At 72.4% G+C, this 26,699-nt stretch carries 22 protein-coding genes; 9 read left to right on the top strand and 13 right to left on the bottom strand.

The window, feature by feature from the left end; genetic code table 11:
* Window positions 1-136 precede the first annotated feature (136 nt).
* The 8 genes from BW982_RS05455 to BW982_RS05420 form a co-directional block, all read right to left on the bottom strand.
* Window positions 137-1,096, bottom strand: a complete 960-nt coding sequence (locus tag BW982_RS05455) for an NAD-dependent epimerase/dehydratase family protein (protein ID WP_076491008.1) — start codon at window positions 1,094-1,096, stop codon at window positions 137-139.
* The gene (locus BW982_RS05450; protein ID WP_076491007.1) at window positions 1,093-3,735 is read right to left on the bottom strand and encodes an alpha/beta fold hydrolase; all 2,643 of its coding nucleotides are present in this window, start codon (window positions 3,733-3,735) and stop codon (window positions 1,093-1,095) included. The genes BW982_RS05455 and BW982_RS05450 overlap by 4 nt, the downstream gene beginning before the upstream one ends.
* The gene (locus BW982_RS05445; RefSeq protein WP_076491006.1) at window positions 3,732-4,754 is read right to left on the bottom strand and encodes a 3-oxoacyl-ACP synthase III; all 1,023 of its coding nucleotides are present in this window, start codon (window positions 4,752-4,754) and stop codon (window positions 3,732-3,734) included. The genes BW982_RS05450 and BW982_RS05445 overlap by 4 nt, the downstream gene beginning before the upstream one ends.
* A 150-nt stretch (window positions 4,755-4,904) precedes the next feature.
* Window positions 4,905-6,206, bottom strand: a complete 1,302-nt coding sequence (locus tag BW982_RS05440) for a DUF58 domain-containing protein (RefSeq protein WP_076491005.1) — start codon at window positions 6,204-6,206, stop codon at window positions 4,905-4,907.
* Window positions 6,206-7,135, bottom strand: a complete 930-nt coding sequence (locus BW982_RS05435; RefSeq protein WP_076491902.1) for an AAA family ATPase — start codon at window positions 7,133-7,135, stop codon at window positions 6,206-6,208. Before BW982_RS05435 ends, BW982_RS05440 begins: the two co-directional genes overlap by 1 nt.
* 95 nt (window positions 7,136-7,230) lie before the next feature.
* Window positions 7,231-8,397, bottom strand: a complete 1,167-nt coding sequence (locus tag BW982_RS05430) for a DUF4350 domain-containing protein (RefSeq protein ID WP_076491004.1) — start codon at window positions 8,395-8,397, stop codon at window positions 7,231-7,233.
* On the bottom strand, window positions 8,394-9,065 hold the full coding sequence (locus BW982_RS17665; RefSeq protein WP_076491900.1) for a DUF4129 domain-containing protein: 672 nt from the start codon (window positions 9,063-9,065) through the stop codon (window positions 8,394-8,396). Before BW982_RS17665 ends, BW982_RS05430 begins: the two co-directional genes overlap by 4 nt.
* Window positions 9,062-10,345: a glycerophosphoryl diester phosphodiesterase membrane domain-containing protein gene (locus tag BW982_RS05420; protein WP_076491003.1), complete on the bottom strand. Its 1,284-nt coding sequence runs from the start codon at window positions 10,343-10,345 to the stop codon at window positions 9,062-9,064. The genes BW982_RS17665 and BW982_RS05420 overlap by 4 nt, the downstream gene beginning before the upstream one ends.
* 160 nt (window positions 10,346-10,505) lie before the next feature.
* Here BW982_RS05420 and mtrA point away from each other — a divergent pair, with 160 nt between their 5' ends.
* From mtrA to raiA, 5 genes are all read left to right on the top strand, one after another.
* Window positions 10,506-11,186, top strand: a complete 681-nt coding sequence (mtrA, locus tag BW982_RS05415) for an MtrAB system response regulator MtrA (protein WP_076491002.1) — start codon at window positions 10,506-10,508, stop codon at window positions 11,184-11,186.
* A 7-nt stretch (window positions 11,187-11,193) separates the two neighbouring features.
* Window positions 11,194-12,879 carry an MtrAB system histidine kinase MtrB gene (mtrB, locus tag BW982_RS05410; protein WP_076491001.1) on the top strand — a complete coding sequence of 562 codons (1,686 nt, stop codon included), beginning with the start codon at window positions 11,194-11,196 and terminating at the stop codon, window positions 12,877-12,879.
* Window positions 12,876-14,534, top strand: a complete 1,659-nt coding sequence (locus tag BW982_RS05405; RefSeq protein WP_076491000.1) for an LpqB family beta-propeller domain-containing protein — start codon at window positions 12,876-12,878, stop codon at window positions 14,532-14,534. Before mtrB ends, BW982_RS05405 begins: the two co-directional genes overlap by 4 nt.
* A gap of 92 nt (window positions 14,535-14,626) precedes the next feature.
* Window positions 14,627-15,310, top strand: a complete 684-nt coding sequence (locus BW982_RS05400; protein ID WP_076490999.1) for a ComF family protein — start codon at window positions 14,627-14,629, stop codon at window positions 15,308-15,310.
* 94 nt (window positions 15,311-15,404) lie between these two features.
* On the top strand, window positions 15,405-16,067 hold the full coding sequence (gene raiA / locus BW982_RS05395) for a ribosome hibernation-promoting factor, HPF/YfiA family (RefSeq protein WP_076490998.1): 663 nt from the start codon (window positions 15,405-15,407) through the stop codon (window positions 16,065-16,067).
* Between the two features lie 59 nt (window positions 16,068-16,126).
* On the opposite strand, the gene BW982_RS05390 is transcribed toward raiA, so the two are convergent.
* On the bottom strand, window positions 16,127-17,437 hold the full coding sequence (locus BW982_RS05390; protein ID WP_076490997.1) for a coiled-coil domain-containing protein: 1,311 nt from the start codon (window positions 17,435-17,437) through the stop codon (window positions 16,127-16,129).
* Between the two features lie 181 nt (window positions 17,438-17,618).
* Between BW982_RS05390 and secA the strand changes: the two genes are divergently transcribed.
* Window positions 17,619-20,420: a preprotein translocase subunit SecA gene (secA, locus tag BW982_RS05385; protein ID WP_076490996.1), complete on the top strand. Its 2,802-nt coding sequence runs from the start codon at window positions 17,619-17,621 to the stop codon at window positions 20,418-20,420.
* A gap of 114 nt (window positions 20,421-20,534) precedes the next feature.
* Complete coding sequence (locus BW982_RS05380) at window positions 20,535-21,761, top strand: pyridoxal phosphate-dependent aminotransferase (protein ID WP_076490995.1); 1,227 nt, start codon at window positions 20,535-20,537, stop codon at window positions 21,759-21,761.
* A gap of 9 nt (window positions 21,762-21,770) precedes the next feature.
* Here the strand turns inward: BW982_RS05380 and BW982_RS05375 are convergent, their stop codons facing one another.
* A complete protein-coding gene (locus BW982_RS05375; RefSeq protein WP_076490994.1) occupies window positions 21,771-22,202 on the bottom strand; it encodes an Rv3235 family protein in 432 nt (143 codons plus the stop codon).
* Between the two features lie 426 nt (window positions 22,203-22,628).
* On the opposite strand from BW982_RS05375, the gene BW982_RS05370 reads away from it, so the two are divergent.
* Window positions 22,629-24,125 (top strand): sensor histidine kinase, encoded by a 1,497-nt coding sequence (locus BW982_RS05370; RefSeq protein WP_076490993.1) that lies wholly within the window; start codon window positions 22,629-22,631, stop codon window positions 24,123-24,125.
* Between the two features lie 182 nt (window positions 24,126-24,307).
* Here BW982_RS05370 and BW982_RS05365 read toward each other — a convergent pair whose 3' ends face one another.
* The gene (locus tag BW982_RS05365) at window positions 24,308-24,556 is read right to left on the bottom strand and encodes a WhiB family transcriptional regulator (RefSeq protein WP_013583608.1); all 249 of its coding nucleotides are present in this window, start codon (window positions 24,554-24,556) and stop codon (window positions 24,308-24,310) included.
* 217 nt (window positions 24,557-24,773) lie between these two features.
* Between BW982_RS05365 and BW982_RS05360 the strand changes: the two genes are divergently transcribed.
* The gene (locus BW982_RS05360) at window positions 24,774-25,154 is read left to right on the top strand and encodes a histidine kinase (protein ID WP_076490992.1); all 381 of its coding nucleotides are present in this window, start codon (window positions 24,774-24,776) and stop codon (window positions 25,152-25,154) included.
* Between the two features lie 12 nt (window positions 25,155-25,166).
* Here BW982_RS05360 and bcp read toward each other — a convergent pair whose 3' ends face one another.
* Together bcp and rsgA are read right to left on the bottom strand one after the other, a co-directional pair.
* Entirely contained in the window at window positions 25,167-25,640 is a 474-nt protein-coding gene (bcp, locus tag BW982_RS05355; protein WP_076490991.1) for a thioredoxin-dependent thiol peroxidase, read from the bottom strand.
* Window positions 25,637-26,698: a ribosome small subunit-dependent GTPase A gene (gene rsgA, locus BW982_RS05350; protein ID WP_076490990.1), complete on the bottom strand. Its 1,062-nt coding sequence runs from the start codon at window positions 26,696-26,698 to the stop codon at window positions 25,637-25,639. Before rsgA ends, bcp begins: the two co-directional genes overlap by 4 nt.
* Window position 26,699 lies beyond the last annotated feature (1 nt).

Genomic DNA, 26,699 nt, shown 5'->3' with positions numbered 1-26,699 from the left:
GTGGGCGCGATAAACGCTATCGGCGGCGAGAAACGGGACGCCGTGGCGTTTCTCGCGGTGAATCGCGTTTATCGCGGATATCGGGGAGAGGGGGGCGGCGCAAGCGAGCCGGCGCCGGGGAGCCGGGATGCCCGGGTCAGGCGCGGGAGAGGCGGCGGAGGCCCTCGTCGAGCGAGACGGCGGGCGTCCAGCGCAGATCGCGGCGGATCTCGGTCTGGTCGAACCAGTGCGCCGTGGAGAGCTGCTCGGCGAGGAAGCGGGTCATCGGGGGCTCATCGCTCCCCGGGCGGACGGCCCAGACCCGCTCGACGAGCCCTCCGGCCGCGCGCGCCACCCCGGCGGGGACGCTGAACCGCGGCGGTCGTACGCCCGACGCGCGGCAGATCCCGGCGAGCAGGTCGCCCACGGGGCGTGGTTCGCCGTTCGTGAGCACATAGGCGCGGCCGCTGACGTCGTCGACGCGCTCCAGCGCGGCCACGATCCCGGATGCCGCGTTGTCGACGTACGTCGAGTCGATCAGCGCCGTGCCGCCGTTGAGCAGCGGCAATCGCCCTCGGCGCGCGCGGTCCACCACGCGGGCGATGAGCTGCGTGTCGCCGGGGCCCCACACGAGATGCGGCCGGATCGCGACGAGGGATGCCGACTCCCCGGCGCGGGAGAGGGCGAGGAGCTCGGCCTCCGCCTTGGTGCGGGCGTACTCGCTGCGGGCGCCGGCGGGATCGGCGGGCTCGGCCCCGACCCCGGCCAGGGCATGCCCGGCGTGTGCGACCGACGGAGACGACACGTGCACGATGCGCGTGACCCCCGCCGCGGCGGCGGCATCGAGCAGCGTCCGGGTGCCCTCGACGTTGACGGCGCGGAACTCGCCCGGGTCGCCCGCGAGCGACACCTTCGCCGCCAGATGCACGACGGCGTCGACGCCCTCGACGGCGGCAGCGGTGGCATCCGGGTCGGTCACCGATCCGAGGCGGTCGTCCGCACCCGGCACGCCGGACGGTCGCCGCTGCAGCGTTCTGACGTCGTGGCCGGCGTCCTGCAGCGCCCGGACGACCGCGCGCCCGAGAAAGCCGGACGCCCCGGTGGCGAGGACCTTCACGGCGCCGTCGGTCGCTCGCCCGCGAGCGCCCGCTCGGCCCAGGCCGCGAGGCGCGAGCGGTCGATCTTGGAGTTGTGGCGGATGTCGGTCGGGAGCGCCGGTACCACGAGCACGGCCGCGATCGGCGACGCGGTCGCCGCGCGCACGACCTCGGTCAGACCCGCGGATGCCACGCCCGCGCGCCGTACTCCCGGATCGCGTTCGACCACCACCGCGATGACCTGCCGCCCGACCGGTCCCACGCCGACGGCCGCCGCGCGCACCACGCCGGGAACCGCCTCGACGTCCTGCTCGATGCCGACCGGGGTGACAGGTCCTTCGGCGGTCGTGATGACGTGGGGGAGCCGCCCCTCGATCCACAGGCGTCCGTCGGCGTCGAGATGCCCCACGTCGCCGGTGCGGTGCCAGCGGCCCCGGAGATCGCCCAGGTCGCGCGTCGCCTCGCGGTCGGTGAGGTGAAGTCGGAAGTAGCCGCGCTTGAGGTGCGGCGCGCTGATCACGACCTCGCCCGTGACCCCGGAGTCGGTCGTGGGGATGCCGGTGGCGCGGCCGTCCGCGTCGAGAGGCGCGATGCGCACCCGTCCGCGGCCGATGGGCGCCCCCACACAGACCCCGCGATCGCCGGAGGCGGTGGCATCCACGATCTCCGGCAGTGTGACGTCCGCGACGAGGAGGCACTCGGTCATGCCGTACGGCGTATGGGCCGTGGCGTTCGGCATGAGCTGCTGCGCTCGCTGCAGCAGGGCGGTGCCCACCGGCGCGCCGGTCGAGAGGAACGTGCGGACGCGGTCGAGCGCCGCGCGATCGTCGGACCCCAGCTCGCCGGCGGTCGCGACGACGTTGCGGACGGCGGCGGGGGAGAGGAAGACGATCCCCGCGTCCGACGCGCGCACCGCCGAGGCCACGGCGGACGCCGTGAGCGTGCGCGGTGCGGACACATCCATGTCGGGGGTGGCCGACCGGGTGCCGAGCGCCGGACCCAGCAGCGCGAAGGGCGCGAAACCCGTCACGAGCCCCGTGTCGGGACCGACGTCGAAGTGCTCGGCGAGGGCGTCCCGCAGCGACGAGAGCTGGCGGTGCGTATAGACGACACCCTTCGCCGGTCCCGTCGAGCCGGAGGTGAAGAGGACCGCGGCGTCCGCGTCCGCGTCCGGAGGGATGGGGAGCGTCCGGCCGCGCCCGGCTCGGGCGATGTCGGCGAGGCTCGCGTCGACCCCGAGGGCGCGCATCGCGGCGGCGGGGAGAGCCGCGGCCGACACCCGACGGCCCGGCCAGCCGAGAGCGCGCGCGGCGGCGAGCCCGGCGACCTCGCCGATGACGACGTCGGGCACCGTCCCGCGGACGGCGCGGGAGAGACCCCGGATGCCGAGCCCCCGGTCGGCCACGACGACCACGGCGCCGATGCGCAGGCACGCGTACAGCACGGCGGTGAGCGTGGGCCCCGGGGGGACGAGGAGGGAGACGCGGTCGCCCGCGCGGATGCCGAGGGCGTCCAGGCCCGCGGCGAGCTCGTCGACCCGTTCGGCGAGCTGCCGCCAGCTCACCCGCAGCGGGGTCTCGGTGGAACCCGTGGCCATGTCGATGACCGCGACGTCGTCGTCCTCGCGGCGCGTGTCGAGGGCCGCCCACAGGGGAGCGGGGGCGGGGGTGTCGTCCGCGGGCGTGGGGGTGTCGGCATCCGGAGCGCTCTGCGCGGCGAGCCAGTCGAGCACCGCCTCGGCGTACGGACGCTCCTCGGCCATCAGGTGGCCCGCGCCCTCGTAGCGGTGGACGTCGGCGTGCGGCAGCCGGTCGACGAGGTCGTCGAGATGCGCCTCGAGGAATACGGGGTCCTTCGGGCCGCGCAGCAGCAGGGCCGGGACCTCGAGTTCGCGGAGACCGGCGGAGAGAGCGCGCAGCGCCGGGGTGCTCTCGTCCGTGGCGGTCGCCGGGATGTCGGCGACGAACCCGCCGATCCCGCGGCGGCGCGCGGCCGTGGCGTAGGGCGTGCGGAACGCCGCGCGGACCGCCGGGTCGAGGTCGGCGAGGGCCAGGGTCGTGTCGAGGAACGCGGTCGTCCCGGTCGTGCCCGCGGCGAGGACGCCGCGCGCGGTCGCGACCCGCAGCGGGAACGGCAGCGGCGCATCCTCGGCGTGATGCACCGCGGTGTTCAACGCGATGACGGCGGCGAGCCGCTCGCGGTGCTGCACGGCCCAGCCGAGCGAGACCGGCCCGCCCCAGTCGTGCCCGATGGTCACGATCGGACCCTGGATGCCGAGGGCGTCGACGAGGCCGCCGAGATCGGTGATGCGCTGCGCCAGCGTCCGGCGCAGATCGGTGCGCTCGGAGAAGCCCATCTCGAGCTGGTCCACCGCGACGACGCGCCACGCGGGAGCGCCCGCGTCGGCGCGGGCGAGCGACGCGTTCACGAGCGCGCGCCACAGGTACGACCAGGTCGGGTTGCCGTGGACGGCGACGATCGTGCCGACGGGGGTGAGGCCGCGTGCGGTGAGCGCGGGACCGGTGTCCAGCACGTGCCATGTGCGCCGGCGACCCGCATCTGCGCCAGCGCCGTCGACCTCGACGAGGCGGGAGAGGGCGGGGTCGAGACCGGGGAGCCCCGCCGGGGGAAGGGTCGCGGACAGGTCCGTGATCGTCACCAGGCCAGCTCCAGCATCCCGGTGTTCAGCCCGGAGCCCACTCCCATCAGCAGGACGCGGTCGCCGCGGCGCAGGGTCTTCTGCTCGTCGGCCAGGGTGATCGGGATGGAGGCGGGCCCCACGTTCCCCAGGTGGGGGTAGGTGACCGGGACCCGGCCGCGGTCGAGCTTCGCGGCGCGGACGATCGCGGAGGTGTGCACCGACGAGACCTGGTGGGTGATGTAGCGGTCCATACCCGTCCACGAGAACTCTTCCCGGGCTTCCTTCCACGCCGACACCACGAGGTCGAGGCCGCCCTTGAGCAGCGCTTTCGCGTCGGTGAACATGCCGTCGACGCTGCCGACGCAGAGGTCGTAGAACTGGGTGGCGGCGCGCGTGACGCCCCCGACGATCCGGTGGCCCTCGGGATGGTCGCTCGCGCGGCCGAGCACCGCGGCCGCGGCGCCGGAGCCGAGCGTCAGCGACGCGAACTCCTGCATGAACGCGTCGCGGTCGAGGTCTTCGCGCACGAGCCGGTTGATCGTGTTGACCTGGATCTCGTCGGCGTCCTCGCCGTTGACGATGAGGGCGTACTTGACCTGACCCGACTGGATCATGCCCGCCGCGAGACTCATGCCGTTGATGAAGCCGAGGCACGCGTTGGCCACGTCGAAGTTGATCGCCGAGCTCGGCAGCCCGAGCCCGTGGTGCAGTCGCACGGCCACCGACGGCTCGAGGTGCTTGCGCGTCACCGAGGTGTTGATGATGAGCCCGACCTCGCTCGGGTCGACGCCCGCCTCGGCGAGCGCCTGCTTGCCGGCGGCGATCGTCGCCTCGTCGGACGACTCGCCCTCGGCCCAGTTGCGGCGCTCCACCACTCCGGCCACGCGGCGCAGGAGTCCCGGCTTCAGCTTCAGCCGCGACAGAGCGGGCGCCAGCCTCTCTTCGATGTCGTCGGAGGTGGTCACGCGGCTGGGCAGCACGCTGGCCACCGAGACGAGGGCCACATCGTCGAAGCGAGTGGTGGCGTTTCCTGGCAAGAGAGCTCCCGCATCCTGTGCGTAGACGGCCGAGCCGCGCGCGGAGGGACACGCCGGCGGCTGGAAGGGTACCCCCCAGGATAAGCCGCGACGTATGCGACAGGCTGCATGGGGTATGTGAGAGAGGGAGCGGGCCGTGCCGCCGTGCGCTCAGAGGCGCCCGGCCGCCTTGAGCGCGAGATAGCGGTCGGCGACCAGCGGTGGCAGGTCGTCGGCCGACGCCGAGATCGCGTCGCCGCCGGCCCGCTCGACGGCCTCCCGCACGCGATCGGCGTCCGATCGGGCGCGCTCGACGGCGGCCGCGGCGTAGACGGCGGCGGCGTCGTCGAGCGCGGGGGCGTCGCCGGGGCCGTCCGTGGCCGTCGCGACGAGCAGACGTGAACGTGCCGCGACGGCGGGCAGTGACGCGAGGAACGCGCGCGCAGCCTCCGGATCGTCCGCGGCCGTCAACAGCACGACGAGGGCCGGGCGCTGCGTGAACCCGCGCACCTGAGTGAAGGCGGCATCCCAGTCGGTGTCGATGAGCTGCGGTTCGACGGAGGCCATCGCGTCGACGAGCGCGGGAAGCAGCCCCGCGCCGTCGACGCGCGTGACGCGCGCCCGGGTCACCCGATCGAACATCAGCAGGTGCACGTGGTCGCCCGCCCGTGCCGCGAGGGCGGAGAGGAGCAGGGCCGACTCCATCGCGGCGTCCAGCCGGGTGCCGTCGCCCACCCGCGCCGCGGCGGTCCGGCCGGTGTCGACGACGATGACGACGTGTCGATCGCGCTCGGGGCGCCAGGTGCGCAGCATCGTCGTTCCCGCGCGGGCCGTGGCGCGCCAATCGATCGAACGCACATCGTCGCCGCGCACGTATTCGCGCAGGCTGTCGAACTCGGTGCCGGGACCGCGCACCTGCAGGGTCGTGTTGCCGTCGAGTTCGCGCAGACGCGCCAGGCGCGACGGCAGGTGTCGTCGCGAAGTGAACGGGGGGAGCACGCGGAGTCCGGCCGCGGCCGGGATCGTCGCCTGCCGCCCGGCGAGGCGCAGCGGCCCGTTCGACCGCACGACCACGAACTCGCTGCGAAGCTCGCCGCGCCGGCGCGGCAGGAGCGGCAGGGGAGCGCCGCGTCGTTCCCCCGGCGGCACGACGAAGCGCAGCCGCTCCGGGGGGACGCCCGCGGTGGGCTGCCACGCGTCGCGCACGTGGGCGCGGAGCAGGCGACGGCCGAGGTTTCGCACCCGCAGTTCCCCCGCGACCGGCTCGTCCCGCAGGGCGCGTTCGGGCAGCCGCCGGGTGATCTCGACCGTCCGGGGACTCGCGGCGAGCAGCACGTCGACAGCGGCCAGCCCCGCGCACAGCGCGAGCCAGCCGCCCACCACGGCCCACGGCTCGGCCCCGGCGGAGGAGAGCAGGACCAGGGGGACGACGCCGAGGGCGACGAGCAGGGCCAGGCGGCCGGTGACGTGCATCAGAGCGGAACGCGGGTCTGCTGCAGGACCGAGGTGAGGACGGCATCCACCGAGACCCCTTCGATCTCGGCTTCGGGTCGCAGCCGGATGCGGTGCCGCCAGACGGGCACGAGCATCGTCTGCACGTGGTCGGGGGTGATGGCGGGGTAGCCGCCGAGCCACGCCCACGCCTTCGCCGCCGCGAGCAGACCGGTGGACGCGCGCGGGCTCACACCCAGCAGAACGGACGGGCTCTGCCGGGTCGCCCGGGCGAGGTCGACGACGTAGCCGAGAACGTCGTCGGCGACGGCGACGGATGCCGCCGCGCGCTGCGCCGCGAGGATCTCGGGCGCCGTGACGACGGCATCCACCCCGGCGTCGGCGAGGCGCCGCGCGTCGAACCCGCCCGCGTGGCGCCGCAGGACGTCGACCTCGGCGTCACGGTCGGGGAGATCGACCACCAGCTTGAGGAGGAAGCGGTCGAGCTGGGCCTCGGGCAGCGTGTAGGTGCCCTCGTGTTCGACGGGGTTCTGCGTGGCCGCGACGAGGAACGGATCCGGCAGCGGGCGGCTGACGCCGTCGGACGAGACCTGGCGCTCCTCCATGGCTTCCAGGAGCGCGGCCTGCGTCTTCGGGGGCGTGCGGTTGATCTCGTCGGCGAGGAGCACGTGCGTGAACACCGGGCCGGCGCGGAACTCGAACTCGCCCGAGCGTGCGTCGTAGACGAGAGAACCGGTGACGTCGCCCGGCATGAGGTCGGGGGTGAACTGCACGCGTCGCGTGTCGAGCCCGAGCGCCCGGCTGAACGACCGCACCAGCAGCGTCTTGGCGACGCCCGGCACGCCCTCGAGCAGCACGTGGCCGCGCGCGAGGAGGGCGATGAGCAGCCCCGTGATGGTGCCGTCCTGGCCGACGACGGCCTTGCCCACCTCGGTGCGGACCCGGTGCATCGCCTGACGCAGCGCGGCGTCGTCGGCGTCCGCTCGAGCGGTCGCCGCTGACGGGGCCGCGGTGGGGTGGTCGGGGGAGCCGAGAGGACTGTCGGTCATCGGGGGGTCCTTTCCGTTCGGAGGGTCGCGCGGACGCTCGTCTCGAGATCGCGCAGTCGATCGCTGGCCGCGACGAGCTCGCGGTCGGTGCGGGGGAGGTCGTCGATCAGGATGCCGTACACGACCGCCCGGTCGGTTCCGAGCCGTTCCGCCACCGCGTCGGCGATCTGCCCCGCCGGCGTGCGCGCCGGCAGACCGAGCAGTCGCACCAGTCGGCGGCGGGCGGCACGGCGCAACGCGTCGAGCGCGTGCGCGGCGTCGCCGGAGGCGGCGTAGAGCCGGGCCCGTCCCTCGGTGGTCTCGTTCGCGCGCACCATGACGGGCAGGCGTTCGGTCACGAGCGGACCGAATCGGCGCCCGCGCCACACCGCGGCCGTGAGTCCGGCGATCAGCAGCAGCGCCATCGCCGGCGTCACCCACCCCGGGGTGAGGTCGCCGATCGTGGGGACGGCGTCGCCGGTGTCGGCGTCGGCGAGCGACGGCACGTACCAGACGAGCGTCGCGTTGCGTCCGAGCAGCCCGAGGGCGAGGGCGGCGTCGCCGTCGAGCGGAAGCGCCCGGTTCGTGAGGACGGACAGACCGTCGAGCGCCGCGACCGACCGGTCACCGTCCGCGTGGACGAGGACGCCGAATCCGCCCTCCGCCGGGTAGCACCCGGTCACGCCGTCACCGGGTGCGTACAGCTCGCCCACACGGGCGGGGCCGGCCGCACGGGGTGCGGGAAGATCGCACACCGGGTCGACGGAGCGGTCGTCGACGACGTCGCCCAGCGTTGATCCGTTCAGCAGGACCTCGAGCGTCCGGGAGCGCGGCTCGACGAGCACGACGTCGCTCGCCTTCGCCGTGAGACGGCGGAGCGTCGCGTCGCTGAGCATCGGGGCGTCGCGCAGGACGAGCGTGCTCGGCGCGGCATCCAGGGCGCGTTCGGCGGCGGCGAGGTCGCGTGCGACGACGACCCGCACCCCCTGCTGCTCGAGGACGCGGACGACCGCGCGGGTGCCGTCCGGGGCGGAGGAATCGGGGTCGAGCGCATCGCGCGGCGTCCACCCGCCGAACACCAGCGTCGTGCCGAACAGCCCGACCACGGCGAGGCCGGCGACGAACGCGATCCAGCCGACCGCGGTCCGGCGGCGGCGGGTCGTCGGTCCGGCGAGCGACGTCACGGCGCGACCGCCCCGGCATCCGGGATTCCGACACGGGCGCGCACCGCGGTCTCGTCGAGGCGGCGGACGAGGGCGTAGGCGTCGGCCGTGCCCGGGCGTCCGAGATAGCGCACGTCATCGAACACCGAGGCCGCCGCGAGTGCAGGGCCCTCGAGGGAGGGGAGCGTCGCCCCGGCGGTTCGGGCGAAGGCGCGGGCGGTGGCCCCCGGCGGCGGGTCGACGATGCCGCGCTCGGACAGTCCGCGCGCGAACGCGCGGAAGCGGAGGACGATCGCGGCGTCCCAGTCGCCGCGGTCGGCCGCTGCGGCCGCGTCGGCGCGGAGCTCGTCGGCCGAGCGCCCGTCGTCGTCGTCGAAGAGGGCGCGGGCGGCCGGGTGGGCGCGGGCCGTGCGACGGGGGCGGCCCCAGATCAGCAGTCCGACGACGATGGCGGCGACGGCGAGGACGGCCAGCACCACGAAGGCCCAGGGGCCCCAGTCGCCCGACACCGGTGCGGTGAACAGTCGCTGCAGGAAGTCGAGGACGGCCCGTGCCGCCCGGTCGAACGGCGTCGGCTCGGCCGCGCGGTAGATCGGGTCGGCGAGCTCGCGCTCGGCCCACTCCCGCGCCTCGTCGGCGTCGGGGAGCAGCGGAACGGCGCCGACCAGCGCCCGGAGCGCCGTGATCACGAACCCGCGGGCGGGGCGCCGGGGGCGGCCCAGGCGGTCGGGTCGGACGGTGGGGTCGCCGGCGCGGGCGGCGGGGTCGGTGCCGGCTGCGGCGCCGGTGCCGCGGTGGGTGCGGGATGCGCCGCGGGGGACGGAGCCGGTGCTGCGGTCGGTACGGGCCACGCCGCGCCGGGGCCGCCGGCCGCGGGCTGTGCGGGCCAGGCCGCCGCCGGCGGCGCCCCCCACGCCGGGGCGGGCGCGAACCTGCGGCCGATTCCGGCGCGGTACGGGTCGGCCTGCTCCGTCGCTCCCGCGTCGCGCGCCTCGACGTAGGTGGAGAGGTCGTGGTCGAGGCCCTCCACGCGCATGCGCGCGTCGACGTACACCAGCACGGCCGAGGTCGACTGCACCACCACGGCGATGCACTGGACCAGCAGGATGCCGATCTGCCCGACGAACTGGATCACCACGAAGGCCACGAGCGCGCTCGGGTTCTCGGCCCCGGTCGGCGCGACGATCGCGGAGATCCCGCCCGAGAGCAGGCTCAGCGGGATCGAGATGACCTGGGCGACGAAGCCGAACGCGAGCGAGATGATCACGATCACGCCGAACGTCGACCAGAACCGCCGCCGCGTCAGCACCCACGACCGCGCGATGGCGCGTCGGATGCCGACCCCCTCGAGGATCATCGCGGAGGGGACGAGGAAGAGCTTTGTCGAGAGCCAGGCGTAGAGGGGGATGAGGCCGAGGGCGAACAGCACGCCCAGCACGATGCCGAGGGGGAGGACCGCCAGCCCCACGAGGACCGCGATCCCGCCCAGCACCGCGAGGACGACGACCGAGGCCAGAAGAGTGAGCAGCGCGTAACCGATCAGCCGGAGGAAGACGGGGCGCACCCGCCTCCAGGCCTCGCGCAGCGTCGGCTTCTCGGCGACGACCGCCGAGGCGACCTCGGTCACGACGACGGCCTGCACGAGGATGCCGAGCGCCCCGGCCAGGGCCCCGAGCACCAGGGCGGCGACGCCGGTCAGGGCGATGGACCCGGTCAGGACGGCGTCGAACGCGTCGCTGCCCTCCACGAGGGTGTCCAGGCGCGAGAAGCTCGCGATCGCCACAGCCGCGATGGCCGCCGTCACGACCACGTAGGCGACGGTCTGCACGATGAGGGCGAAACCCAGCAGGACGCGGGGGTTGTGGCGCAGCGCCACGAAGGAGCGCCCGAGGATGGTGCCGAATCCGTAGGGATGCAGCGGCACGATCCCGGCGCGCGAGGCCGGCGTCCAGGCGGGGTACGCGGTCACGATGACGCCTCCTCGGCGGTCGGCTGTGTCCTCATCGTGTCACACACCCCGGACAGGCTCGGCCTCATCGCGGGCACGTCGACTACGCTCGGGGTGATGCGCCCCACCCGCGGCGCGTTACCCGTTCCCGAACGGGGCCGAGACGGAAGACGTACACCCGATGACTTCACGGATCCTGGTTGTCGACGACGACACCGCGCTCGCCGAGATGATCGGCATCGTGCTGCGCACCGAGGGATTCGAGACCGTGTTCTGCGCCGACGGCGCGCAGGCGGTCGACGCGTGGCGCACCGAGCGCCCCGACCTGATCCTTCTGGACCTCATGCTGCCCGGCGTCGACGGGATCGAGATCTGCACCCGCGTCCGCGCGGAGTCCGGCATCCCGATCATCATGCTGACCGCCCGCACCGACACCGCCGATGTCGTGAAGGGGCTCGAGTCCGGCGCCGACGACTACATCGTCAAGCCGTTCAACCCGAAAGAGCTCGTCGCCCGCATCCGCACGCGGCTGCGTCCGGCGCAGGCTCCGGCCGACGAGATGCTGCGGATCGGCGACCTCGTCGTCGACGTCGCCGCACACGAGGTCCGCCGCGGCGACAGCCCCATCGCGCTGACCCCGCTCGAGTTCGAGCTCCTCGTGGCCCTCGCCGAGAAGCCGCAGCAGGTCTTCTCCCGCGAGATGCTCCTCGAGCAGGTGTGGGGGTACCACTACAAAGCCGACACGCGTCTGGTCAACGTCCACGTCCAGCGCCTGCGCGCCAAGATCGAGGCCGATCCCGACAACCCGCGCATCGTGACCACCGTGCGCGGGGTGGGCTATCGCGCCGGCGCGGTGGCTTGAGGCCCTCATGACGGGCGCGGTGCGCACGCTCCCGATCACCCGGGTGAGGCGGCCGATCGACTGGCGCGGCCTCCGCGACCGTCTGGCGACGCTCTGGCGTCGTTCCCTGCGGTTCCGCACGATCGTGATCGCCGTCGCCCTGACGGCCGCGACGATCCTCGTCACCTGCGTGGCGATGGCGCTCGTCATCCAGAACGAACTGTTCACCGCCCGCAAGGACCAGGTGCTCCTCGAAGCGCAGCGCGCGACCGCCGCGGCGCAGGCGACCCTGGATGCCGCGGTGGACTCCACCGACCCGGCCGCGGCGCAGACGCTGATGAACGGCATCGCCACACGCCTGTCGCAGCAGTCCTCGAGCGACCTCATCGCGCTCTACCGCATCGGGCCGCCCTCCCCGCTGGCGCCGCAGCCGTTCATCTCCCCGGCGTTCGACTCGGCCATCGTCACCGACGCCCTGCGGACGCAGGTCCAGTCCAACCCCGATCTGCAGTGGTGGCAGTCGGTGGCGCTGCCGTCCGACGCGGGGCGCGAGGTCCCTGGCATCCTGGTCGGTCATCAGCTCCGGTTCCCGGCGCAGGACGGCGTCGACTACTACGAGCTCTACATGGGGTACGACCTCACCAGCGCCGCCCAGACGCTCGCGTTCGTGCAGGTGCTGCTGTGGGTGGTCGGGTTGGTGCTCGTCGTGCTGATCGGCGCCATCGCCTGGGTGGTGCTCCGATCGGTGACGACCCCGATCGCGGATGCCGCCGAGACCAGCGCCAAACTGGCGGCGGGCGACCTGGGGGTGCGGCTGCCCGTCCGCGGAGAGGACGAGCTGGCCACGCTGAACCGCTCGTTCAATGCGATGGCCGACAGCATCGAGTCCCAGATCAAGGAGTTGGCCGACCTCTCGCTCGTGCAGCAGAGGTTCGTCTCCGACGTCTCGCACGAGCTGCGGACGCCCCTGACGACGATCCGCCTCGCCGCCGACATGATCAACGACCAGCGGGCGGAGTTCGAGCCGACCACGGCGCGTGCCGCCGAGCTGCTGCACGCCCAGGTGCAGCGGTTCGAAGTGCTCCTCACCGACCTCCTCGAGATCAGCCGGTACGACGCCGGTTCGGTGCAGCTCGAGCTCGAGCCCACGAGCATGGCGCACCTGGCCGAGGACGTCATCGCGTCGATGGAGCAGCTCGCCCACCAGCACGGCAGCGACGTGCGTCTCGTCGCGCCCGGCGGGTACACCCCCATCGACATGGACGGGCGGCGCGTGCGCCGGATCGTGCGCAACCTCCTCGGCAACGCGATCGAGCACGGGGAGGGGCGGCCGATCGTCGTCTCCGTCGACAGCGACCGGGATGCCGTGGCCCTCAGCGTCCGCGATTTCGGTCTCGGGATGCGGGCCGACGACGTGGAGCGCGTGTTCGACCGCTTCTGGCGCGCGGACCCTTCGCGCGTGCGGACGATCGGCGGCACGGGGCTCGGGCTCTCCATCGCGCTGGGCGACGCGCGGCTGCACGGCGGCACGCTGTCGGTGTGGTCCGAGCTGGGCCACGGCTCGAACTTCCTGCTCACCCTCCCGCGCGACGGGCGTCCGCTCGGCGGATCGCCGCTGCCGCTCGTCCCGGACGACGAGCAGGGCGGCGCGCTCGAAGCGCTGGGGCTGACCCAGCCGATCTCGCTCGGACGGACGGGGAGGACGCCGTCGTGAAACGCGCATTCGCGGGCCTGAGTCTGCTCCTGGTCCTGGTCCTCTCCGCCTGCACCGGGCTGCCGACGACCGGGTACGTCAACCCGGGTCGGGGACCGGAGGTCGACCAGACCCAGCAGTTCGCGTTCGTGCCGGACGGTCCGCTGGAAGACGCCTCGCCCTCCGAGATCGTGGAGGGCTTCCTGCGTGCGGGATCGGGCCCCGCCGACGACTGGGCCACGGCCAAGCTCTTCCTCGCCCCCGGCACCCAGTGGGACCCGCGCGCCCGGGTCACGATCGACCGTCTCGCCGACCGGCGCGCGACAGCGGTCCCCGACGGGACGAGCGTGGGTGTGCAGCTCTCGACCATCGCCGGGGTGGATGCCGACGGCGCCTACTCCCCGGCGGTGAACGGGGCCACCGAGACCCTCTCGTTCACCCTTGCGCGTGTCGACGACCAGTGGCGGATCACATCCGCGCCCGACGGCGTCGTGCTCTACGAGGAGGTCTTCCCGACCGTCTATCAGGCGGCATCCGTGGCGTACTTCGATCCCACGTGGAGCTACATCGTCCCCGACGTCCGGTGGTTCCCGCGCCCGCTCGTGGCCAGTCGCGTCACGACCGCCCTGGTCGACGGGCAGCCCAGCGCGTGGCTCGCGGGCGCCGTGAAGAGCGCGTTCCCCGACGAGCTCTCGCTGGTGGGGCGTTCGGTGACCCTGTCCGCGAGCGGCGTGGCGCAGGTGCAACTGCCCCAGGCGGCACTGAGCCTGGATCGCACCACCCTCGACCGCATGCAGACGCAGTTGACCCGCAGCCTCGTCACGGCCGGGATCAGCGAGGTCCAGATGACGGTCGACGGGACGCCCATCGCCGCGACCGAGCTGCCGGTGAAGGTCACCCGGGTCGACCCGTCGCCGGCCGTGCTCACCGCGGACGGGACCTTCGGGGTGCTCAACGGTGAGACCGTCGACACGATCCCCACGCTCTCGGATGCGGTGGAGTCGCTGGCGCCGACGAGTGTCGAGCTCGAAGCCGACCGCAGTCTCGCCGCGGTCCTGACGCAGCAGGGGGCGGTCGCGAGCGCGCTCGCCGACGGAGGCACGTTCCTCCTCGACGACCGCGCGGGTCTGCTGCCGCCGTCGATCGATGCCGTGGGGGAGGTCTGGAGCGTTCCGCGCTCGTCGCCGTCGCAGTTGCGCGCGTACACGCCGCAGGGGGTTCCGCGCGAGATCGGCAACGCGTGGCCGGATGCCTCCGAGGTGGTGTCGTTCCAGATCTCGCGCGACGGCACGCGCGTCGCGGCGGTCGTGACCGTCGCGGGGGTCCGGGAGGTGTGGCTCGCGGGCATCGTGCGCGAGGGCAACGCGGTCAGCCTCGGCCCCCCGCACGTCCTGTCGTTCTCGGAACCGGGCGCGTTCGATCTCGCCTGGCTCGACGACACGGTCGTCGGGGTGCTGACCTCCGTCGACGGCGCGGCACGACTCGATGAGCTCAGCGTTGGCGGCCGGGGCACCGTGGGATCCGTCCCCGAGAGCGCGAAGGCGATCTCCGGGGGCAGCGCGAGCGTGCGCATCCTCGACGACTCCGGTCGCCTGTTCAGCCGCCGCGGCAGCTCGTGGACCCTCGTGGCCACGGACATCCGCGTGCTGGCGGTGCAGCAGGGCACCACGTCCTGACCCCTCCTCCCCGGGTGGGGCGACGGCGGCCTGGTCCACGGATCGCGACACCGGGCCGGCGTGCGGATGCCGCGCTGCTCCACGCTTCCGTCATGGCTTCCTCTTCTCCGACGGTGTGGCGGCGTGCGATCCGCGGCGCCGTCGGCGACGCGCTCGCGTTCTGGTTCCCGGTGGCGTGCGCGGGGTGCGGTGCGCTCGATGTCGACATCTGCGAGGGATGCCTCGCCGCCCTCGTCCCGCGCGTCGTGAGGCGTCGTCTCGGTGCCGATGTGGAGGTCTTCAGCGCGCTGGAGTTCGACGGCGTCGCCGCGCGCGTCATCCGCGCGATGAAGTCCGACGGGCGCACGGGGCTCGCCCGCGCCCTCGGTCCCGCTCTCGCGGCGGCGCTCGCCGCCGTTCCGGCCGGAGCGACCGTCACGACCATCCCGGCCTCGCGCGCGGCCGACCGGCGCCGGGGATACCGCCCCGTCGACCTCCTCGTGCGCAGCGCGGGAGTGCGGGCCGTGCCGCTGCTGCGGATGCGCCGCCGCTCCGCCGACCAGCGCGGTCTCACCCGTTCGGCACGGCAGGCCAACGTTGCCGGGCTGTTCGTCGCGCGCACCCCTCCCGCCGGGCCGGTCGTCGTGGTCGACGACGTCCTCACCACCGGCGCCACTCTCGGGGACGCGGTGTCGGCCCTGCGTGCGGCCGGAGCGCGCGACATCGTCGCGGTCGCTCTCGCGCACACGCCGCGACGCAGCGGATCCTCACGTGAATCCGAGGTGATTGACACGTGACAGGTCGGTGTCCATCCGACTACCGTGGGAGGGACTGAAGGCGACGGCTGTTCCGCCCTTAGACCGGGCGGAACCCGGAACAAGGAGGTCACGGATGGACACCAGCATCGTCGGCGTGGGAGTCGGTATCACCGATCGATTCCGCTCGGTGGTCGAAGAGAAGGTCAGCCGGATCGAGCACCTCGCGCCCCGCGCGAACACGCTCGAAGTCAAGGTGACGCATCGCTCCTATCGCAACGGTCGGATGGAGGACGATACCGTCGAGCTCACCCTCGACGGGAAGGGTCCCGTCGTCCGGGCGGAAGCGACCGACACCGACAAGTTCGCCGCTCTCGATCTGGCGGTCGACAAGATCTCCGAGCAGGTGCGCCGCGCGAAGCAGAAGCGCGTCGACGCCCGAAACCACCCGCGCGGGGCGAAGTTCGAGAAGGGGACGGGCGAACTCGCGGGCATTGACGTCGAGCCCGCCTCCGTCGACGTCCTGCGTGCCGTGGCGACGGGTTCCGTGCCCGTGCAGGCGGAGTCCGCAGAAGAAGCGGAGTACTGCCCGGTCGTCATCCGGCAGAAGGAGTTCGGCGCCGAGTGGATGACGGTGGAAGACGCCGTCGACCGGATGGAACTCGTCGGCCACGACTTCTTCCTCTTCATCGACGCGCGCACCGACCACCCGAGCGTCGTCTACCGCCGCAAGGGCTGGGACTACGGCGTCATCGCGCTGGGCACCCAGGCCTCACCGGAGGTCGCAGTCGCGTCCTGACCATCGACGGAGAAGGGGCCCCGTCCATCGGACGGGGCCCCTTCTTCGTTCACGACGGGTCAGCCGTCGAAGATGTCGCCCAGCAGCGAGCCGATGACGAGGCCACCGAGCATGCCGCCGACCATGTTGCCGCCGCTCATCCCGCCGCCGCGACCGTAGCCGCCGCGGCCGTATCCGTTGCCGCCCCAGTCGTCGGGGCGGGACTGTTCGATGTCGCGCTGGGCCAGCTGCAGCGACTCGGATGCCAGGGCTCCGGCGCGCCGTGCGGTGGCGAGCGCCGTCTCTCGCTGGTCGTCGGCGATCGGTCCGAGGGGGAGACCGGCGCGCAGCCGCTCGGCCTCGACGAACCGCGTGCGCGCGTCCGCGCCGATCCATCCGCGGTGTCCCGTGATGAGGCCGCGGGCCACGGCGAGCTGGCGGTCGGCGTCGTCGATGGCGTGCTCGACCTGCTCCTGCGAGGGAACGGGTCGGGCCGCGCGCTCGCGGGCGAGATCCAGGTCGGCATTGGCTTGACGGAGCGAAGAGAGCGCGCTGAACGGGTCGGTGCGGGCACCCGCCGCGGGCAGGGCCTGCAGCTCGCGCTCGAGCGTCGCCATGGCCTGGAGCACGGCCGGCGTCTGCGCACCTCGACGGGCATCGATCAGGTCGCCCCGGGAGTCGTCGATCACGGCCGCGAGCGTCGACTCGGCGCGCAGGGCCTCGATCTCGAAGGTGTCGACGGCGTCCAGGAGCGATTCGGCGCGCCGCACCGCCTCGGTCGCGGCTTCGAGCGCCACGGACGCCTGCTCGCGCTGACCGGCTTCCCGACGGCGCTCCGAGACGCCGGCGGTGTGCACCGCGAAGTCGAGGAGCTGTTGGACCTCTTCGGGGTTCCCGGCGATCTGCCGGAGCGCCGAGGGGCTGTACCGCTGGGCCAGCCGCTCGACGATCTCGCGGGCGTGGGGGACACGCTCGGCCAGACGGTCGCGGTCCGCGCGTACGCGGGCGAGCGTCTCGGGTGCGCGTCGTACCGCATCGATCTTGGGCTGCAGGACGAGAGTGCGTTCTTCGAGGAGGTCCTCGGCCCACTCCGACAGCTGGATGATGCGGGCATTGCGCGTCCGCAGCTCGTCTTTGGTGTCGGGGATCTCGTCGTGGTTGAGCTGGTGCAGCTGGAACGCTTCGGCCAAGTGCACCTTCACCGACTGCAGGGCCGCCGCCAGGTCTTCCGTGGCCTTGTCTCCGAGTTCGGCGCGCGCGAAGTCCAGCTCGTCCGAGGTCAGCCGCACGCGTTCGTCGGCGGCGACGATGGCGAGTTCGGCGCGGCGTGCCAGATCGGCATCCGCGGCGTCCTGCTCTTCGCGCTTCCTCTTACCCCAGAAACCGGCCATGCCTCGATCCTAGGCGGGGCTCTTCGGAGCGAGCCGGGTGTTCGCTACGGGCGCGCACGGCGAGCAGGAAAGCCAGCGGGCTCGCAGGTCACGAACGGATAACACGGATAACATGACCGTGTATGCCTGTGCGCAGGCCGGCGTCCACGAGGGCGCCGCACCCGATAGATGGAGATGCTTCGTGGCCAATCCGCTCGAGAAACTGCTGCGCGCCGGAGAGGGGCGCATCCTCCGCCGACTGCAGGGCGTCGTGAAGGCGACCGGTGCCCTCGAAGAGGACTACGAGCAGCTCACCGACGAGGAGCTGCGCAACGAGACGGTCGAACTGCGCGCGCGGTACGAGGCCGGCGAGACCCTCGACCAGCTCATGCCCGAGGCGTTCGCCGCCGTCCGGGAGGCGGCCAAGCGCACGCTCGGTCAGCGTCCCTACGACGTCCAGATCATGGGCGGCGCAGCCCTGCACCTCGGCAACATCGCCGAGATGAAGACCGGTGAGGGCAAGACCCTGACCGCGGCTCTGCCGGCCTACCTCAACGCGATCGCGGGCAAGGGCGTCCACGTCATCACGGTGAACGACTTCCTCGCGAGCTACCAGTCCGAGCTCATGGGCCGCGTGTACCGCGCCCTCGGCATGACGACCGGCACCGTGGTCTCGGGGCAGACGCCCGAGGTGCGCCGCGAGCAGTACGAGGCCGACATCAGCTACGGCACGAACAACGAGTTCGGCTTCGACTACCTGCGCGACAACATGGCGTGGCGCAAGGAAGACCTCGTGCAGCGCGGTCACTTCTTCGCCATCGTCGACGAGGTCGACTCGATCCTCATCGACGAGGCCCGCACGCCGCTCATCATCTCGGGTCCCGCGTCGGGCGAGGCCAACCGCTGGTTCACCGAGTTCGCCAAGCTCGCCCGTACGCTCGAGGCCGGTGTCGACTACGAGGTCGACGAGAAGAAGCGCACGATCGGTGTGCTCGAGCCCGGCATCGAGAAGGTCGAGGACTACCTCGGCATCGACAACCTGTACGAGTCGGCCAACACGCCGCTCATCTCGTTCCTCAACAACTCGATCAAGGCGATCGCGCTGTTCAAGCGCGACACCGACTACGTCGTGATGAACGACGAGGTCATGATCGTCGACGAGCACACCGGTCGCATCCTCGTCGGTCGCCGCTACAACGAGGGCATCCACCAGGCGATCGAGGCGAAGGAGAGCGTCCCGGTCAAGGCCGAGAACCAGACCCTCGCCACGGTCACTCTGCAGAACTACTTCCGCCTGTACGAGAAGCTCTCGGGAATGACCGGTACCGCCGAGACCGAGGCGGCCGAGTTCATGTCGACGTACAAGCTCGGTGTGGTGCCGATCCCGACCAACAAGCCGATGATCCGCAAGGACCAGCCCGACCTCGTCTACAAGAACGAGACGGCGAAGTTCGCGCAGGTCGTGGAGGACATCGCCGAGCGTCACGAGAAGGGCCAGCCGGTCCTCGTCGGCACGACGAGCGTCGAGAAGAGCGAGTACCTGTCGCGGCTCCTGTCCAAGAAGGGCGTCCGTCACGAGGTCCTGAACGCGAAGAACCACGCGCGCGAGGCCGAGATCGTCGCCCGCGCCGGTCGCCTCGGCGCTGTCACGGTCGCCACCAACATGGCCGGCCGCGGCACCGACATCATGCTCGGCGGCAACGCCGAGTTCCTGGCCGTGTCCGAGATGAAGGCCAAGGGTCTCGATCCCGTCGAGACGCCCGAGGCCTACGAGGCGGAGTGGGACTCGGTGTACACCGCCGTCCGCGACACCGTCGCCGAAGAGGCGGCGAAGGTCACCGAGGCCGGCGGCCTGTACGTGCTCGGCACCGAGCGCCACGAGTCGCGTCGCATCGACAACCAGCTGCGCGGTCGTTCGGGCCGTCAGGGCGACCCCGGCGAGAGCCGCTTCTACCTGTCGCTCACCGACGACCTCATGCGCCTGTTCCAGTCGGGGGCCGCCGAGGCGATCCTCGCGCGCACGAACTTCCCCGATGACGTCGCGATCGAGTCGGGTCTGGTCTCGCGCGCGATCAAGAGCGCGCAGTCGCAGGTCGAGGCCCGCAACGCCGAGATGCGCAAGAACGTGCTCAAGTACGACGACGTCCTCAACCGTCAGCGCGAGGCGATCTACGCCGACCGCCGTCACATGCTCCAGGGCGACGACATCGCCGACCGCGTGCAGCACTTCATCGAGGACGCCATCACGGCCATCATCGACGACCACACCGGCAGCGGGCACACCGAGTCGTGGGACTTCGATGCGCTGTGGACCGAGCTGAAGACCCTGTACCCCGTCAGCGTCACGATCGACGAGGTCGTCGCCGAAGCCGGCGGGAACAAGGGCCGCATCACCCCCGAGGGGCTCAAGCGCGAGATCATCTCCGACGCCCGCATCGCGTACGAGAACCGCGAGCAGACGCTCGGCGCCCCGGCGCTGCGCGAACTCGAGCGCCGCGTCGTCCTGCAGGTGCTCGACCGTCGCTGGCGCGAGCACCTCTACGAGATGGACTACCTCAAGGACGGCATCGGCCTGCGCGCCATGGCCCAGCGCGACCCGCTGATCGAGTACCAGCGCGAGGGCTACCAGATGTTCCAGTCGATGATGGGGCAGATCAAGGAGGAGTCGGCCGGCTTCCTCTACAACCTCGAGGTCGAGGTCCGGAAGGGCGACGGCGAAGAGGGCGCCCAGGTCGAGGCGAAGGGCCTGGCCCCGGCAGCGGTCGAGGGTCAGCGCCTGGAGTACTCCGCGGCGAACGACGCCGGCGAAGTCGAGGTGCGCAACGACCGCGGTCAGGTGCAGCAGGCGGCGACGAACCGTCTGCGCCAGGCCGGCCAGGCGGCGGCCCCCGCGGCCGAGGCCGCGCCGTCGGGTCCGCGCGGCGCCTTCGGGCAGCGCACGGCGGCAGCCGAGCCCGTCGCGAACAACCGCGCCGACCGCCGCGCCGCCGGCAAGAAGAAGTAGCACCACCCCCATGGATGCCGTGTCCTCGCCGCCGCGCGGGGGCACGGCATCCGTGCGTCGGGGCAGGCCACGGGTGGGTGATTGGCCGGTTCGGCCCGGGGATATCCTGAGGCGATGAGCCCGCTGCGCCCCCTCGATCAGTCGTCGAAGCTGAAGGACGTCCTCTACGAGATCCGCGGGGAGGCCCTCGTCGAGGCCGATCGACTCGAGGCCGAGGGGCACTCGATCCTCAAGCTCAACACGGGGAACCCGGCGATCTTCGGGTTCGAGGCGCCGCATCAGATCGTGCGCGACATGATCGCGTCGGTGCCGCACGCCCACGGGTACAGCGACAGCCGTGGCATCCTGTCCGCCCGCCGGGCCGTCGTGTCGCGGTACGAGCAGGAGCCCGGCTTCCCGCACGTCGACCCCGACCACGTGTACCTCGGCAACGGGGTGTCCGAGCTGATCACGATGACCATGCAGGCGCTGCTCGACGAGGGCGACGAGGTCCTGATCCCCGCTCCGGACTATCCGCTGTGGACGGCGATGACGAGCCTGGGCGGCGGCACGCCGGTCCACTACATCTGCGACGAGTCGCGGGAGTGGCAGCCGGACCTCGAGGACATCCGCTCGAAGATCACGCCGCGCACCAAGGCGATCGTCGTGATCAACCCGAACAACCCCACCGGCGCGGTGTATTCGCGTGAGGTGCTCGACGGGCTCGCCGACATCGCCCGCGAGCACTCGTTGCTCGTGCTCGCCGACGAGATCTACGACCGGATCGTGTTCGACGACGCGGTGCACATCCCGATGGCCACGGTCGCGCCGGATCTGCTCGTCCTGACCTTCAACGGCCTGTCCAAGACGTATCGCGTCGCCGGGTACCGGTCGGGCTGGCTCGTGATCACGGGGCCGAAGGAGCACGCCGAGGGGTTCCTGCACGGCATCAACCTGCTGGCATCCACGCGTCTGTGCCCGAACGTGCCGGCGCAGTTCGCCGTCCAGGCGGCGCTGTCGGGCGTGCAGTCCATCGACGCGCTGATCGCCCCGACGGGACGCCTGCACGAGCAGCGGGATGCCGCCTGGCAGGGTCTCGAAGCGATCCCGGGCGTCTCGTGCGTCATGCCCCGCGGCGCGCTGTACGCCTTCCCCCGGTTCGACCCGGAGGTGTACGAGATCCCCGACGACGCGCAGTTCGTGCGCGACTTCCTCATCGCGGAGCACGTCTTGCTCGTGCAGGGTTCGGGCTTCAACTGGCCGACGACCGACCACGTGCGCATCGTGACGCTCCCCGAGGCCCGGGTGATCTCGGATGCCATCGAGCGTCTGGGCAACTTCCTCGCGTCGTGGCGGCCCTGAGGCGCCGCGTCACAGCAGTGCGAGGGCGGTGACGCGCCAGCGGCCGTCCAGACCTTCGATGCGGAGGGCGATGGCGCGCGTGCGCGTCCGCGCCGCGGCGATCACGGTGGCTTCGACGACCCCGTCGGCGGGGGAGGAGAGGTGTACGGACCGGATCTCGTGAACGTCGCGCGGTGTGGGCATGCGCCGTGCGCTGCGCGCCCGGGCGGCGAGACCCGCGCGGACCACGACGGCGCGGTAGACGTCCTCCGTCGTCCATCTCGCGAGTTGCTCCGCCTCGCGGACGCCGGCGAAGACCTCGAGTGCTCCGCGCACGACGTTCCGGACGAAGATGTCCGCCGAGGGGAGGTGCTCGGAGGATGTGCGCTGCGGGGCGAAGAAGGCGTCGGTTCGGACGGCGGCTGAGGCGTGCTCCGAGCCGCGGAGGAGGGGAGCGGACATTGTGGGGGGACTTCCGTGTCTCGTATGTGCCAGGGGGTGTGGCACGACGGTAGGAGGTCCCGGACGGCGAGGCGAACCGCGCGCGAGGCCACGGAGAGGACGCTGCGAGGGTGAGGAGCGGGCGATTCCCGGGCCCGGGCGCGGTCGTCGTCGGGAGCGCGCGCACGGCCGGAAGCTCGATCCCGCGGAGCCGCGCGATCGATTCCGGCGCACGAAAGGGGCGGGGGGTGACGGGGCTTCGAGCGCGCGATCATCATGTCCCCCGAGTTGCCGGGATCGCGGGTTCACCCGCTGCCTTCACCCGCGCGCGCCATGGCCGCGACCCGAGTCGCATTCGCGCGGATGCCGGGAGGGGGATCACGCGCGGGGACCCGCCCTCGGCCCGGCGGGCCCGGATCACGGGTGTCGGCGGCCTAGGCTGAGGGGGTGTCGACACTCAGCGAACTCGTCTACGCCCAGGGCCGCTCCAGTGAGGCCGACGTCGAGTGGCTGCATCGGCTCGCCGGCGACGGCCAGCTGCTCGCCGACCTCGCATTCGCCGACATCGTCATCTGGGTGCCGACCCCCGACGACTCGTTCGTCGCCGTCGCGCACACCCGGCCCGGGGGAGCGGCGACGCTGTTCTACCGCGACATCGTCGGCGACCGGGTGCGTCCGCAATGGCGCACGCAGGTGCGCGAGGCGTTCCAGAGCGGACGCATCGTCGACTCGGCATCCCCCGATTGGTTCGAGGAGACGCCGACGCGGGTGCGCGCGGTGCCGATCGTGCGCACGCTCGCGCGCGACGGGCACGCCGAGGTCACCGTGGGCGTGCTCACCCGTCACACCAACCTCGGCGAGACACGGACGCCGTCGCGTCAGCAGATCACCTTCAACGACTGCGCCGACGACCTGTTCGGGATGATCTCCTCCGGCGAGTTCCCCGATCTGAAGGCCCCGACCTCCCCGCGCCGCGGTGCGCCGCGCGCCTCCGACGGGCTGATCCGCCTCGACGTCGACGGCATCACGACGTTCGCGAGCCCCAACGCGCTGTCCGCGTTCAACCGCATGGGCTTCGACGACGAGCTCGAAGGGGAGTCCCTCGCCGAGGTCACCGAGCGCATCCTCCCCGCCAAGCGGCAGGACGTCGACGAGTCGCTCCCCATCGTGGTGACCGGACGCGCCCCGTGGCGCGCCGACATCGAGGCGAGGGGCGTGCAGGTGTCGCTGCGCACCATCCCCCTCCGCGACCGCGGAACGCGCATCGGCGCGATCGTCCTCAGCCGCGACGTGACCGAGATCCGGCACCAGGAGCAGGAGCTCATCACCAAGGACGCCACGATCCGAGAGATCCACCACCGCGTCAAGAACAACCTCCAGACCGTGGCATCCCTCCTTCGCATCCAGGCGAGGCGGACGCACTCCGACGAAGCCCGGGATGCCTTGACCCAGGCCATGCGACGGGTGTCGGCGATCGCGGTGGTCCACGACACCCTGTCGGAGGGGCTCGCCCAGAACGTCGACTTCGACGACGTGTTCGCCCGCGTGCTGAAGCTCGTCGCCGAGGTCGCCGCCGCCCCCAACACGCGGGCGCGGACCCGCAGCACCGGGCGCTTCGGCACGCTGCCGAGCGAGTACGCCACGCCCCTCGCGCTCGCGCTGACCGAACTCGTGACCAACGCCGTCGAACACGGGCTCGCGGGTCAGGAGGGCGACGTGGAGATCGCCGCGGAACGCGGGGACGAGATGCTCGAGGTGCGCGTGCGCGACACCGGCGTGGGGCTGCCGGAGGGACAGGTGGGCCGGGGCCTGGGCACGCAGATCGTCCGCACGCTCATCCAGGGCGAGCTCGGCGGAACCATCGACTGGCACACCCTGATGGGCAGCGGTACCGAGGTCACGATCGAGATTCCCCTGCGCTACATCGACCGCGTCACCGCCTGACCGCGGCGCACCCCCCGCGACCGGCGCAGACTCAGCCCGCCTCGGCCGGTGGGCGGTGATTCTGCGCGGATCGCTGAGCGGGCGCCGCACACCCGGCCCGATCTCTGTGCGGGCGCCGCACCCGGCCTGGGGAACGAAGAAGCCCACCCCGTGGGGGTGGGCTTCTCGACGGCGATGCGGCGTCAGGACGCGCGGCGGGCGCGCGCGGCGCGGCGCTTGAGCGCGCGGCGCTCGTCTTCGGAGAGACCGCCCCAGACGCCCGAGTCCTGGCCGGACTCGAGGGCGTACTGCAGGCAGACCTCGGTGACGGTGCAGCGCGCGCAGACCGACTTCGCCTTCTCGATCTGGTCGACCGCGGGGCCGGTGTTGCCCACGGGGAAGAACAGCTCGGGGTCGACGGTCAGGCAGGCTGCTTTGTCGCGCCAATCCATAAGGGTGCTCCTTGTTGCAGAAAAATATTCGTTGGCGGGCACCGGGGTTCGGGTCCGGTACCCTGGTGGGATACGCGAGCGATTGCTCGCCCCACTTCGCTGTGGGAGCACACGGCTTTTTCCATGCTCCCACAGCGCTTCCGGCCGATCAAGAGGTAACCGGCAGGTTTCCAGGTTGCAACGCCGGGGAAACACTCGTCGGGAAGGATCGCGGGTCATGCCGGTTCGTCATCTGGCCGCGCTCGTCCTCGGGCTCGAAGCCATCGGCGTGCTGGCGCTCGCCGGCTGGCAGGTCGTCGCGCTCGTCGGCGGAGACACGGACTCGGTCGTGAGCTCGGTGGCCCTCATCGTGCTCACCGTGATCGGAGCGGCCATCATCGGCGCGTTCGCCGTCGCGACCTCCCGCGAGGTCTCGGCCGGCCGCTCGGGCGGCATCGTCACACAGCTGCTGATCCTGTCCGTGGCGATCGGCGCGGTGACGGGGGAGTGGGCGGCGCCCGGGATCGCGCTGCTCATCGCGGCGCCCGCGGTCGTGGGGCTGATCCTGTTGATCCTCGCCGTACGGGCGTCCGCGCCGCGCCGCCGCGACGACGGCTGAGCGCGGACCGGATCAGGCGGTCGCGAGCCCCAGCGACTTGCGCAGGCGCGCGACGTGACCGGTCGCCTTGACGTTGTACTGCGCCTCGACGATGCGACCTTCCTCGTCGATCACGAAAGTCGAGCGCAGCACACCGGTGACGGTCTTGCCGTAGTTCTGCTTCTCGCCCCACGCGCCGTACGCCTCGTGCACCGCGTGGTCGGGGTCGCTCAGCAGCGGGAACGTCAGGCCGTCGCTGTCGCGGAACGCCCGCAGCTTCTCGGGGGTGTCCCGCGAGACGCCGAGCACGGTGTAGCCCGCGCCCTGGAGCGAGGCGAGACTGTCGCGGAAGTCGCACGCCTGCGTCGTGCACCCGGGCGTCTGCGCCGCGGGGTAGAAGTACACGATCACCCGGCGACCGCGGAAGTCGCTGAGCGAGACGGGGTGCTCGTCCTGGTCGAGCAGGGTGAAATCGGGAGCGGCCTGGCCGGCTTCGAGAGTCGTCACCCCTCCAGCCTAGAACGCTCGATGGACCGGAACGTCGTGAGGAGCCTCTGCAGCGAGTCGAGGCGCGCGGCGGCCTCGGGCCCGAGGCGACCGGATGCCACGGCCTCGATGATCGCGCAGTCGGGGGCGTCGGGCAGGTGGGTGCAGCCGCGCGGGCACTCCTCGGCGATCTCGGCGAGGTCGGTGAAGGCCGCGAGGACGTTCGCGGGGTCGACGTGCCCGAGCCCGAACGAGCGGACGCCGGGGGTGTCGATGACCCAGCCGGATCCGGCGGGCCCGCGATAGCGCAGCGACACCGCGGACGAGGACGTGTGGCGCCCGCGCCCCGTGACCTCGTTGACGTGGCCGATGGCGCGTTCCGAGCCGGTCAGAGCGTTGACCAGCGTGGACTTGCCGACGCCCGAGTGACCCACGAACACGGTCGAGTGCCCCGCGAGGGCTTCCCCGATCCGATCGAGCGGCATGGCCTCGTGGCCGCTCGTGAACACCCGCAGGTCGACGCCGGCGAAGTGCGAGAGGAACTCGCTCGGATCGGCGAGGTCGGTCTTGGTCACCACGAGCATCGGACGGATGCCGGCATCCAGCGCGGCCACGAGATAGCGGTCGACGAGGCGTTCGCGCGGCTCGGGGTCGGCCGCGGCGACGACGATGAGCATCTGGTCGGCGTTGGCCACGATGACGCGCTCGACCTGGTCGGTGTCGTCGGCGCTGCGCCGCAGCAGCGACGTGCGTTCCTCGATCCCGACGATGCGGCCGAGCGTCCCCTCGCTGCCGGAGAGGTCTCCGACGACGCGGGCGCGGTCGCCGTTGACGATGGGCTGCTTGCGGAGCTCGCGGGCGCGGGACGCGAGGACCCGCCGTTCGTCGGGGCCGTCCTCGTCGATGAGCACCGTGTAGCGGCCGCGGTCCACGCCCAGCACGCGGGCGATCCGCGCGTCGGCGTGCGCGGGTCGGCGCTTGGTCCGCGGGCGGTTCGCCTTCGGATTCGGGCGGACCCGGACCGACGACTCGTCGTATTCGAGGTCGTCGTCGTCGGCTGCGTCGTCGAGCCAGCTCACG

Source organism: Microbacterium sp. RURRCA19A, assembly GCF_900156455.1.
Lineage (GTDB): Bacteria > Actinomycetota > Actinomycetes > Actinomycetales > Microbacteriaceae > Microbacterium.
Note: the sequence above shows the minus strand (reverse complement) of the source record. Positions and strands in the feature narration are given on the sequence as shown.

Coding starts and splice junctions, on each gene's coding strand:
- BW982_RS05440 (WP_076491005.1), bottom strand. CDS start 6,206: ATGCACGTCACCGGCCGCCTGGCCCTGCTCGTCGCCCTCGGCGTCGTC.
- BW982_RS05435 (WP_076491902.1), bottom strand. CDS start 7,135: ATGCACCGGGTCCGCACCGAGGTGGGCAAGGCCGTCGTCGGCCAGGAC.
- mtrA (WP_076491002.1), top strand. CDS start 10,506: ATGACTTCACGGATCCTGGTTGTCGACGACGACACCGCGCTCGCCGAG.
- mtrB (WP_076491001.1), top strand. CDS start 11,194: ATGACGGGCGCGGTGCGCACGCTCCCGATCACCCGGGTGAGGCGGCCG.
- BW982_RS05400 (WP_076490999.1), top strand. CDS start 14,627: ATGGCTTCCTCTTCTCCGACGGTGTGGCGGCGTGCGATCCGCGGCGCC.
- raiA (WP_076490998.1), top strand. CDS start 15,405: ATGGACACCAGCATCGTCGGCGTGGGAGTCGGTATCACCGATCGATTC.
- BW982_RS05390 (WP_076490997.1), bottom strand. CDS start 17,437: ATGGCCGGTTTCTGGGGTAAGAGGAAGCGCGAAGAGCAGGACGCCGCG.
- BW982_RS05380 (WP_076490995.1), top strand. CDS start 20,535: ATGAGCCCGCTGCGCCCCCTCGATCAGTCGTCGAAGCTGAAGGACGTC.
- BW982_RS05375 (WP_076490994.1), bottom strand. CDS start 22,202: ATGTCCGCTCCCCTCCTCCGCGGCTCGGAGCACGCCTCAGCCGCCGTC.
- BW982_RS05365 (WP_013583608.1), bottom strand. CDS start 24,556: ATGGATTGGCGCGACAAAGCAGCCTGCCTGACCGTCGACCCCGAGCTG.
- BW982_RS05360 (WP_076490992.1), top strand. CDS start 24,774: ATGCCGGTTCGTCATCTGGCCGCGCTCGTCCTCGGGCTCGAAGCCATC.